This window comes from Clostridium sp. LS, assembly GCF_002760435.1.
In the GTDB taxonomy this organism is placed as follows: Bacteria; Bacillota; Clostridia; order Clostridiales; family Clostridiaceae; genus Clostridium.
Genome location: NZ_AUUU01000006.1, coordinates 114,955 through 126,067, shown reverse-complemented (window position 1 = coordinate 126,067; position 11,113 = coordinate 114,955). Strand labels below are relative to the sequence as shown.

Sequence of the window (11,113 nt, the reverse complement as noted above, 5' to 3'; positions counted from 1 at the left end):
AATTGCGCATGCAATTTAACTTCCTTTGATGATGGAAAATAGGCTTGGCAGATGGATTTGTTATTTTTTGATTGTGCCTTATATAGGTAGTATGTGAAAAATGAAAAATAGTATTCATATTTGCCACGCATATAAGTTATTAATTCTGCTTAAATGTTCCGAATTGCACTTAGTGCTCTTTTTATAGGTGAACTGATCCTAATTGTGCTGCGCACTTTTTTTAAATTAAAAGTTCTTAAATGTGCTAGCGCACTTTTTTCTAATGTGCATACTTTAATAATATAAAAACTATTAGAAGGTGAAATGAATGTGTGGAATTGCGGGGTTAGTAAACTTTAAGGAAAATATAGTTCAAGATAAAGAAATATTAAATGATATGATTAAAACCTTAGCTAAAAGAGGGCCAGATGCTAAGGGATATTATATTTCTCCAAATGTATTGCTAGGCCATAGGAGATTAATAGTAGTAGATCCTGAAGGCGGAATACAGCCTATGACAAAAGTATTTCAAGGAAAAAAATATACACTCGTTTACAATGGAGAATTATATAACACTGAAGACTTAAGAAAAGAATTAAAAAAACAAGGTTTCTCATTTGATTCTTACTCCGACACTGAAGTACTACTTACATCATATATCTGCTGGGGGAAAGAATGTGTTAATAAGCTAATAGGAATATTTGCGTTTGGTATTTTTGATGAAGATAAAAAAGAAGTCTTCTTAGCTAGAGATCAAATGGGGGTTAAGCCTTTATTCTACACTATGCATAATAATACTCTTGTCTTTGGTTCAGAAATAAAAACCATTTTAGCTAATCCAAGAATTAAAAGAGAAATTGATATAGAAGGATTAACTGAAATTTTTGGACTTGGACCAGCAACAATTCCAGGAAGTGCTGTTTATAAAAATATAGAAGAGGTAGCTCCGGCAAACTGCCTATTGATCTCTGGTGATAATAATATAAAAAGGTGGGAGTATTGGTCAGTTAAAGCAGTAGAATGTAAAGAAACAGCAGAAGAGGCGATAGCGCATACAAAAGAATTATTAATAGATGCAATAAACAGGCAGCTTGTAGGTGATGTACCACTTTGTACATTTTTATCAGGTGGATTAGATTCTTCAGCTATTTCAGCTATTGCAGCTAAGGAATTTAATAGACAAGGCAAAAAGCTTACAACTTATTCTATAGATTATGAAGATAATGATAAGTATTTTAAATCATCATTATTTCAGCCAACATCAGATGCATATTATGCAGATACTATGTCCAAATTTATTGGAAGTAATCATAAAAAAGTAATTATAAACCATTCGGATTTGGCATTAGCTCTAAGAGATGCTGTTATATCAAGAGACTTGCCAGGTATGGCAGATATAGATTCTTCATTGCTGTTATTTTGCAAAGAAATACGTAAAGATTTCGTAGTTGGACTTTCGGGAGAATGTGCAGATGAAATCTTTGGAGGATATCCATGGTTTACTAGGGATGAAATGTTTTATTTAGACACTTTTCCGTGGGCAAGATTTGTTAATGACAGAAAAGCCATAGTAAATAAAGATTTAAAAAATATGAAGTTAGAAGAACTAGTTAAAACTCAATATGAAAAATCATTAAGTAAAGTTCCTCATCTTGATAATGAAAGTAAAAGGGATTATAGAATGAAAGAAATCTCTTATCTAAATTTGAAATGGTTTATGGTTAATCTTCTTAATAGGAAAGATAGAGCTAGTATGAGTAATAGTTTAGAAGTGAGAGTACCATTTGCAGATATAAGGTTAGTCGAATACGCCTTTAATCTGCCAGCAGAAATAAAATTATATAAAGGAAGAGAAAAAGGCTTACTTAGAGCAGCGCTTGAAGGTATCCTCCCAGATGACATTATATATAGAAAAAAGAGTCCATATCCTAAGACCCACAATCCTATTTATACAGATATAGTGTGTAAGATGATGAATGATATTTTAAATAAAAAGTCTTCTCCAATTCATGATATTATAGATGAAAAGATAGTAAAGGAAATAGTTGATACTAGAGGAGAATCATATAAAGTACCATGGTATGGTCAGCTAATGACAGGACCTCAGCTTATAGCTTATTTAGTTCAAGTAAACATTTGGCTTGAGGAATATAATGTAAATTTATTAATTTAAATTTAAGTATAAAAAAATATATATATATTAAATATTTTATTAAAATAGAATATGAACAAGAAGACTTTATAATATCGTTTAATAATTATATACACTAGAAAGAAAGAGTAGTCTTTTACGCAGAGTTGCATTGAGAATGTAGCTGTAGGTATTTCTTCAGTAGAAGTTGTTCCATTACTGCTTGTTCAAATTTTATATTTGAGGCATGCAGTAATGGTGCAACTTCTACTGGTAGAAATCCACAGCTATATTCTCTAGCAATCGAGTAACAGACTACTCTTTCTTTCTATTTGTGTACATAAATAGTTATTAATTATATTTAAATTTAACAGATATTTCTTTAATTTCACCTTTAGAATTTTTTCTGATTGAAAAGTGTTTTATGTCTTTAAAATCATTTTCTATTTGGTAAGATAATTCTGTAATAGTGGCTTTTGCCTTTCTAGTTAAATCGCCATCTTCAATAACTTGAAATCTAGATTTTCTGCAAGTTGTTTCTTCATTCGAATCATCTAGTATTACGTAATACTCAGCAGCCTCTTCTATTACTACATATTCCTTATTTAAACTTAAACTTGAACATAGGTTATTATCTATACATCTTACTATCATATTTGTTACCTCCTAAAATCCCTTAGTATAAATAAATTTTACTATATATAGTATTCGTTTTCAACTAAAATTAAGAAGATAAAAAATTTTGGCATAATTCATAAAAAATATTAATTAAAATAGTACTAAGTTATAATACTTTTTATTAGTTAGGCATTATTTATAATAATAAGCATTTCAAATGAATCGAGAAGCAAATTTGCACAAGTTCCAATAACGTAATATTACAAAATAAAAAGAAATTATAAGTGGGAATATAAATATAAGTAGAGAAAAAGGCTGAAATTTGATATACTTAACTAAGTATATGAAAAAATAATTAGTATATAATGTGTTACATTATATAAGTTTTTTATACATTTTCTGTATACTTAAGTTGAGAAAGGATTGAGTAATATGGAGATTGGGAGAGTAAGAAGAGGGACCGTAACATCTGAAAGAAAAATAGTTTCAGAGAAAAAGGATTTTTCTGGGAATTTTAACCAAGAAAGACATAAAAGATCAGAAGAACAACTCAATAAAATGATAGACGATATAAAAAAAAGAGGAAGTAAGCTTGTTACTACAAAAACCTATGTTGATGTGGTCATGTATAAAAAGATGATAAAAGAGTATTTAGAGTCAATATTAAAGTTTATGTATGATACAAAAAAAGATATTAGTTTTTGGCAAACTCAATATTTTATTACAGTTGATACCATTGACTCAAAGCTCGAAGAACTTACTAACTCACTATTATCTGAAGAAAAAGAAAATATAAATATTGCATCGACAATAGATGAAATACAAGGTTTGATTGTAGATATATATAGATAAAACCAAGTTATACTAAACAAGTTCACTAAAGAAACTGGAAACTAATTTATTCCATAAAAATATACACGGGATAAGTTAGTCTTTTTTCTATATTATATTATTTATATTTATTAAAAGTGGAAAATGGGCTAAGAGCAAAGCATATAAACATATGATAAATAATTTAGATAAAAAAACATTTTTGTTAGCTAAAATATATTGACAATGAAAATAAAAAGAAATATAATTCTTATTAAACATATAAGAATACCTGGATAAAATTTAATTCTGACTGGTCGACCAGAGGATGGATTTCAATTTAAAGAAATCCATCCTCTTTTTATATTATGGAATGTATTAAATTTAAAATTTAGTGAGAAAGGGGAAAAATCATTGGATAAAAAAATCTTAGTGAAGATAAGCGGTATGACTTGTACTTTATGTTCTAACAAAATAGAGCACAAACTAAAAAGGACTACTGGAATAAAAGAAGTAATTGTTAACTTCGCCACAGAGATAGCTACTATAATTTATGATGACAATCTTTGTAATAAAGATAAGATAGATAGAATCATTGATTCACTAGGATTTGCTATTGATGATGAAAAAGGAACAGAAGCAAAAAAACATTTAGAAAGACTCAAGTGGAAGGTTATTATCAGTTTAATTTTGATTTCCCCACTTTTAATAGTAATGATAATATGCTGGTTTGATAATTTGGCTATATTATTTGATCCTGATTATTCAATTAAACTTTTTAATATAATTGGAACTTTAAGATATAAATTATACTTTATTCATGACTGGAGATTGCAGGTAATATTAGTTTTTCCAGTTCAATTTATTATTGGGTTTGATTTTTATAAAAATGCGCTATATTCAATTATTTCAAGAATGCCTGGAATGGATCTACTTGTGGCGATCGGAACAGGGGCGACCTTTGGATATAGTTTATATATTTCACTGAAACATCCTGGTTTTGATGGAAAACAGTTATATTTTGAAGCTGGAGGAATGATAATAACCTTTGTGATTTTTGGCAAATATTTAGAAGCGTTAGCTAAACAAAGGACTTTAAGCAGTATTGAGGCATTATCTAAATTACAACCTAAGACAGCTAAAGTTTTAAGGGATACTTTTGAAATAGAAAAAGAAATTGAAGACATATGTGTAGGAGAAATAATAATTATTCGTCCAGGGGAAAGAATTCCATTAGATGGCACAATCATTAGCGGAACCGCAGTCATCGATGAATCAATGGTAACAGGAGAAAGCACTTGGGTAGATAAAGAAATTGGGGATAAAGTCATTGGAGGAACAATAAATACAACAGGGAGCTTCCAATTTAAAGTAGAAAAAATAGGAGAAGACACAGTACTTTCTTCAATAATACATTTAATTGAAGAGGCTCAAAGTGCAAAACCAAATATTCAAAAACTAGTGGATAGGCTAAGTGTATTATTTGTTCCATTTGTACTTTTATCATCAATTGCTACATTTTGCTTTTGGTATTTTTATGTGTACCATGGATCAAGTTATTATATCGAACAGCCAATATTATTTGCCGTAGCAGTATTGGTGGTTTCTTGCCCTTGCGCATTAGGTCTTGCAACTCCAACAGCAATTTGTATTGGGATTGGCGTTGGAGCGGAAAATGGAATTCTTATAAGAAGCAGCCAAGGACTTCAAGACACCTATAAAATAAATACCATGGTATTTGATAAAACTGGAACAATAACTGTTGGAAGTCCAAAAGTAAAAGAATTAATAAAAATAAATGAAAACAGTAAGTATGATGAAGAAGATATCTTAACTTTAGCAGGCAGCTTAGAAAATAAGTCAGAACATCCTTTAGGAAAGTCAATCAGTGAATTTGTTATTAAAAGAGGTTATAAGTTGAAGCAAGTTGTAGATTTTCAAAGTATAGTTGGAAAAGGGGTTAAAGGAATAATTGATGGGAAAGAGGTCATTATTGGAAACAAATCATTCTTGAAGGAAAACAAAATCCCTGTAACTCAAAATGTTGGTGTGGAGTTTACTAAAGTTTATATTTCCATAGACAATAAATTTGAAGGAATTATTACATTGAATGATGAGATAAAAGAAGGCGTAAAGGATATTATCGATAAGCTTAATGATAAAAAAATTGAAATTATAATGGTGACTGGAGATGGTAAAGAGGTTTCAGAAAGAATTGGTAAGAAAATAGGAATTGCAAAGATATATTATGAAGCTTTACCGAAAGATAAAGCAGAAATAATAAAAGAATTGAAAAAAAATAATAAATTTGTAGGGATGGTTGGCGACGGAATAAATGATGCTCCAGCTTTGGCACATGCAGATGTTGCTTTTGCTATTGGTGTAGGAACAGATGTCGCTATTCAAAGCAGCGATATCGTAATAGTTGGAAATGAATTAAAACAGATTCCCCTATCATTAGATTTATCTAAAAAAACAATGAATAAGATAAGAAGCAATTTGTTTTTTGCTCTAGTATATAATGCTATTGGAATACCATTTGCAGCTTTTGGGAAGCTTAGTCCAGAATTAGCCAGTGCATGTATGGCGTTAAGTTCGATTTCAGTAGTTTTAAATTCACTAAGTTTAAAGAGATTTAAAGTGGAGAACAGAAAGGAGAGATGTATATGAGTATAGATTTTACCTCAATTACAAACAATACAGCATCCTATTGGGTTATATTTTTATATGGAATCATGACAAGCTTTCACTGTATAGGTATGTGTGGTGGATTTATTCTATCTGGTAGTTTATCTATAAACAATGATAAAGCAGCTAATATAAAAACCTCTTTTTTATATAATGCGGGTAGAATAATTTCATATACAGTTATTGGAGGGATAGCTGGAGGAGTTGGTTCAGTTGTAGCTTTATCAGGAACATTAAAAGGTGGTTTGCCTTTTGTTGCAGGAATCTTAATGGTAATAATGGGATTAAATTTTTTAGGTATTCTTAAAAAAATAAAAATTAGTTTTTCACTTAAGAAATTTTTTCCGGGTGAAGTATTTGAGAGCAAGAATAAAAATATGCTTTTCATCGGATTGATGAGCGGAGTGCTTCCATGTGGACCAATGCAGGCTGTGCAAATATATAGTTTAGCAACAGCAAGTATTATTAAGGGTGCTTTGGCAATGTTTATATTCTCAATTGGAACTGTACCTGTATTATTCTTGTTTGGATATTTTAGTACTTTTTTAAATGTTAAATTTACAAAAGTAGCATTAAAATCAAGCGCAGTTGTTTTGATATTTATGGGATTTTTTATGGTTAATAGAGGATTAAATTTATGGGGAGTTAAAGTGGATGCAGCTCAGCTATTGACAAAAAATAATTACTCAATTGCTGCAACAGTAAAAGGAGATGAGCAAGTATTAATTACTGAATTTACAAATGAGAAATTTTATAATGTGGCATTTAAAAAAGGAATACCTGTTAAATGGATTATAAATGTAGATAAAAAATATGTGGGCGAATGTACTTCTACTATAGTAATTGAAGAATATGACGTTAAGGTTGAGCTTCATGAAGGGGAAAATATAATTAACTTTACACCTGAAGAGGCAAAAGAAGTTAATTATAGTAGTTGGTGTGGAATGTTAAGTGGAGTTATAACAATTTATGAATAACGGATAAAGGAGGAGTGAATTATGAAGGATGTTATAAAGGGAAAATTACTAAGATATACAGGTATTACTGTTGTATTAATTCTTTGGGAAGTGTTACCTAGATTATCATTGGTTAACTCAGATTATTTACCTCCTTTATCAAGGGTTTTACTTGAATTATTTTCATTAAGTAATGGCAGTTATTTATATATGAACATAATGGTAAGCATATGGCGAGTTATGATAGGACTTGTTATATCAATTTCTATCAGTACTATTTTAGGTTTAAGTTTAGGATTTTTTTGTTATAAATTTAGTGAAAAATTAAATCCATTGCTTCGCTTTTTTGGTCAAATTAACCCTTATTCTCTTTTCCCATTATTTGTAGTATTTCTTGGAATTAACGAAGAAGCAAAGATAGGCATTGTAATTTGGACCTCCGTTTGGCCAATGATGTTTCATACAATTTCGGCTGCTAGAAGTGTTGATCCCGTATTAATAAAGTTAGCAAATTCAATGTCAGCCTCAAAGCTTCAGCTATTTTATAAAGTTATCATACCTGCAACTATACCATATATCTTTAGGGGAATTAGAGAAGGAGTTCAAATGGCATTTTTTATTTTAACTTCTTCGGAAATGACCGGATCTACTGCTGGATTAGGATATATTATTCACAATGCTGGGATGAATTTTCTGATTCCACGTCTTTATGCTGGAGGATTATGTATTGTAGTTATAAGCGTAATATTAAATTTATTTTTAGTCTCTTTTCAAAAAAGATTATTGTTTTGGAAGGAAGAAGTGGAAGTGTTTGATGATATTAAGACAAGAAAGGTAAAAAGAATTAGTAAACTACAGGTTTCTTGTATTATTTTAGTATTTCTATTTATCTTTATACAGGGCAGTATTCAAGTACAAAAAGCATATGATTATCAGAATAATCCTAAAAATGGATTTGGATATGTTGAATAGGTGGTGTGATTATTTGAATTATATAAAGAAATTTTTAAGTAAGTTTATACTGGTTATTATATTTTTACTATTATGGGAAATCACGACTCGTTTGAATATAGTAAGTCCAATTTTTTTACCTCCATTTTCTAAAGTGATAGAAGTTATTATAAAAATGATTAGGACAGGAGAATTTATGGTCAATTTTAGAATAAGTATCTTTAGGGCTATGTCGGGATTTGTTATAGCTTCATTCATTGGAATTCCTCTAGGATTACTTCTTGGGGGATGGTTTAGAAAGTTAAAATTGGCTTTAGACGTGTTACTTGAAGTATGTTCTCAAATTAATCCATTTTTAATGTTTCATTTAGTAGTATTGTTTTTTGGTATAGGCGAATTTTCTAAAATATCAATACTCGTTTGGACATGCCTTTGGCCTATAATCTTTAGTACTATTAGTGGAATAAATAATGTAAATCCACAACTTGTAAAAGTTGGAAGAACGTTTGGACTTGGAAGAGTTTCCATGTTTATAAAAATTGTTTTACCAGCGACAGCACCAGGAATATTTAATGGATTAAGACTAGCAGCTGGATATTCTCTGCTCATGTTAACAGCAGCAGAGATGATGGGATCCAAATCAGGACTTGGATATATTATCATAAACAGTCAGGAAAATTTTAGAATTACAGAAATGTATGCTGCAGTGCTTATAATTGCTTTTGTGGCACTTATTGTGGATTATATTATGGTTTCAATTGAAAAAAGGTTTGTGATTTTTGAGTCTGAAGGAATTGTAAATAGCAATTATTAAAACTTAAGGGAGGTGATACAGTGAAAAGAATATGTAAGTTAAGTATCATTATATTTTTTCTAATTATTTTTGAAAGTCTTTTTGTAACAGGTTGTAAAGAATCATATGAAAATAATGATAAGGTTAGGCTTGCCTATTTTGGAGATAGCACTGAATTACCATTAATTACTGCATTTGAAGAAGGGTATTTTAAAGAAGAGTGCTTAAATGTTGAACTTGTAAAACTTGATTACAAGGATTTTGTAAATAGCATAAATAATAAATCTATTGATGGAGGTACCTGTGATTATAGAATAATAAAAAATATTGAAGAAGGTGCAAATATAAAAATTGGTGCTGGACTTCATTCAGGTTCTATAGAGATTTTATCTAGTTCTGAAAGTGGAATAGAGACAATAAATGATTTAAAGAATAAAAAATTAGGAGTTGTTGGTAAAGGTAGCGGGATTATGATTGCTGCCAAAACGGTAGTAAGTAAATATGGTATAGATTTGGTGAAAGATACTAATTTAGTATATTTAGATGAAAATCAATTGTATGATGCTTTAAGAAAAGGGACAGTTGATAGTATTGTATTGTGGCAAAATGATAATGAAAATAATGAATTTAAAACCATATATAAATCTAGTGATATTGACTCAGCCTCAGCTTTTGGGCATAGTCACCATGGAAGTGAGTATTTTTATATTAGTTTTGCTGGAATTTCTAAAGAAATTACTGATACTTGCCCGCAAAAAACAGCAGGCATATTGCGTGCGTGGATTAAGGGAACTAATAGAGTAGAAGAAAATAAGGAAGAGTGTCTGCAAAAGGCTGTAAATGATGGATACATAGTTGGAAACTATGATGAAAATTATAAGATAATAAAACAATATATGTGGATGCCAAGTGTTAAATATGCAAAGGATAATTTAAAATCATATATTAAGATTCAAAGGACTATCGGGGTACTGCCAGATAATCTTAATGAAGATGAATTTTATAAAAATAGTTTTGCAGATGTATTACCATATTGGAATTAAAATCTTTATGAATAAATTCAAATAAATGTTGACAAATCATAAAAATGGTAATAATATGTTCTTAAATATAAAACATAGATAAAAGATATGTTTAGTCGGTATTAAATCAAATCAATCCGAATTAAAAAGTTGACCATAAAAATTGGAGACTTATTAAATGTCTTAAGTAATTTAAGATATTCGTAAGTCTTCAATTTTTTTATAAATTATAAAAGATTGGGAGGAGTAAAAAATGATCTCTAAAAACGCTGCAAAAAAAAGTGACACTAAAATAGTACTTGATAACTTATCACAAGTCTATTACATCAGAACAAAAGAAAATGCTAAAAAACAAAAGTTTACTGCATTAAAAGATTTCAGTTTATCAATAGGTAAAGGAGAATTTATTTCAATAGTAGGCCCTAGTGGATGTGGTAAATCAACATTGTTAGATATTATTTCAGGGTTGTCTAAAGCTAATTCGGGAAATATTTATATTGACGGAAATACAATTACAGGTCCGGCACTTGATAGAGGTTTTGTAATGCAAGGGTATGCTTTATTTCCATGGAGAACAGTAAGAAAGAATGTGGAATTTGGATTAGAGTTGAAAAAAGTTCCTAAAAAAGAAAGGGCTCAAATAAGTCAAGAATATATAGAGCTGGTAGGACTTAAAGGATTTGAAGAAAGATATCCCCATGAGTTATCTGGAGGAATGAGACAAAGAGTTGCAATTGCAAGATCACTTGCGTATGAACCGGAAGTTTTGCTTATGGATGAACCTTTTGCAGCTGTAGATGCACAAACGAGAGAGACCTTGCAGGATGAACTTTTAAAAATCTGGGAAAAGACAAATAAAACAATAATATTTGTAACTCATAGCATTGAAGAAGCTGTTCTACTTGCAGATAGAGTTGTAGTTCTTACTAGAAACCCTGGAACAATAAAAAAAGTAGTTGAAATAGATTTACCAAGACCTAGAACTAATGCGGATATGAGAATTTCTACTGATTTTAGCTGGATTACAAATAATGTCTGGGAACTTCTTCAAGAAACTGAGAAAGAGGATAAAAAAGCTTACAATAGTAAGGATGTTGGAGAAGAGATATCGCCATCTGCTGTGATATAGATTATAGATTAATTATAAAAATTTTATTACTTGGGG

Annotated in this window: 9 protein-coding genes; 8 read left to right on the top strand and 1 reads right to left on the bottom strand. The window is 29.8% G+C overall.

The window, feature by feature from the left end:
• Window positions 1-307: 307 nt before the first annotated feature.
• Entirely contained in the window at window positions 308-2,152 is a 1,845-nt protein-coding gene (gene asnB / locus COL3_RS01565) for an asparagine synthase (glutamine-hydrolyzing) (protein WP_008425119.1), read from the top strand.
• Window positions 2,153-2,461: 309 nt separating this feature from the next.
• Here asnB and COL3_RS01560 read toward each other — a convergent pair whose 3' ends face one another.
• A complete protein-coding gene (locus COL3_RS01560; protein WP_008425118.1) occupies window positions 2,462-2,764 on the bottom strand; it encodes a hypothetical protein in 303 nt (100 codons plus the stop codon).
• Between the two features lie 396 nt (window positions 2,765-3,160).
• Here COL3_RS01560 and COL3_RS01555 point away from each other — a divergent pair, with 396 nt between their 5' ends.
• From COL3_RS01555 to COL3_RS01525, 7 genes are all read left to right on the top strand, one after another.
• On the top strand, window positions 3,161-3,580 hold the full coding sequence (locus COL3_RS01555) for a YaaR family protein (RefSeq protein ID WP_008425116.1): 420 nt from the start codon (window positions 3,161-3,163) through the stop codon (window positions 3,578-3,580).
• Between the two features lie 372 nt (window positions 3,581-3,952).
• The gene (locus tag COL3_RS01550) at window positions 3,953-6,208 is read left to right on the top strand and encodes a heavy metal translocating P-type ATPase (protein WP_008425114.1); all 2,256 of its coding nucleotides are present in this window, start codon (window positions 3,953-3,955) and stop codon (window positions 6,206-6,208) included.
• A complete protein-coding gene (locus COL3_RS01545; RefSeq protein ID WP_008425112.1) occupies window positions 6,205-7,203 on the top strand; it encodes a sulfite exporter TauE/SafE family protein in 999 nt (332 codons plus the stop codon). The genes COL3_RS01550 and COL3_RS01545 overlap by 4 nt, the downstream gene beginning before the upstream one ends.
• Window positions 7,204-7,224: 21 nt before the next feature.
• Window positions 7,225-8,154: an ABC transporter permease gene (locus COL3_RS01540; protein WP_008425109.1), complete on the top strand. Its 930-nt coding sequence runs from the start codon at window positions 7,225-7,227 to the stop codon at window positions 8,152-8,154.
• Window positions 8,155-8,329: 175 nt separating this feature from the next.
• On the top strand, window positions 8,330-8,947 hold the full coding sequence (locus tag COL3_RS01535; protein WP_180277909.1) for an ABC transporter permease subunit: 618 nt from the start codon (window positions 8,330-8,332) through the stop codon (window positions 8,945-8,947).
• Between the two features lie 20 nt (window positions 8,948-8,967).
• Window positions 8,968-9,969 carry an ABC transporter substrate-binding protein gene (locus tag COL3_RS01530; protein WP_008425104.1) on the top strand — a complete coding sequence of 334 codons (1,002 nt, stop codon included), beginning with the start codon at window positions 8,968-8,970 and terminating at the stop codon, window positions 9,967-9,969.
• 232 nt (window positions 9,970-10,201) lie between these two features.
• Entirely contained in the window at window positions 10,202-11,077 is an 876-nt protein-coding gene (locus tag COL3_RS01525) for an ABC transporter ATP-binding protein (RefSeq protein WP_008425102.1), read from the top strand.
• Window positions 11,078-11,113: the final 36 nt, after the last annotated feature.

Excerpts from the sequence above, each read along its gene's own strand:
- COL3_RS01525 (WP_008425102.1), top strand. The coding sequence starts at position 10,202 with ATGATCTCTAAAAACGCTGCAAAAAAAAGTGACACTAAAATAGTACTT.
- COL3_RS01560 (WP_008425118.1), bottom strand. The coding sequence starts at position 2,764 with ATGATAGTAAGATGTATAGATAATAACCTATGTTCAAGTTTAAGTTTA.
- asnB (WP_008425119.1), top strand. The coding sequence starts at position 308 with ATGTGTGGAATTGCGGGGTTAGTAAACTTTAAGGAAAATATAGTTCAA.
- COL3_RS01535 (WP_180277909.1), top strand. The coding sequence starts at position 8,330 with ATGGTCAATTTTAGAATAAGTATCTTTAGGGCTATGTCGGGATTTGTT.
- COL3_RS01555 (WP_008425116.1), top strand. The coding sequence starts at position 3,161 with ATGGAGATTGGGAGAGTAAGAAGAGGGACCGTAACATCTGAAAGAAAA.
- COL3_RS01545 (WP_008425112.1), top strand. The coding sequence starts at position 6,205 with ATGAGTATAGATTTTACCTCAATTACAAACAATACAGCATCCTATTGG.
- COL3_RS01540 (WP_008425109.1), top strand. The coding sequence starts at position 7,225 with ATGAAGGATGTTATAAAGGGAAAATTACTAAGATATACAGGTATTACT.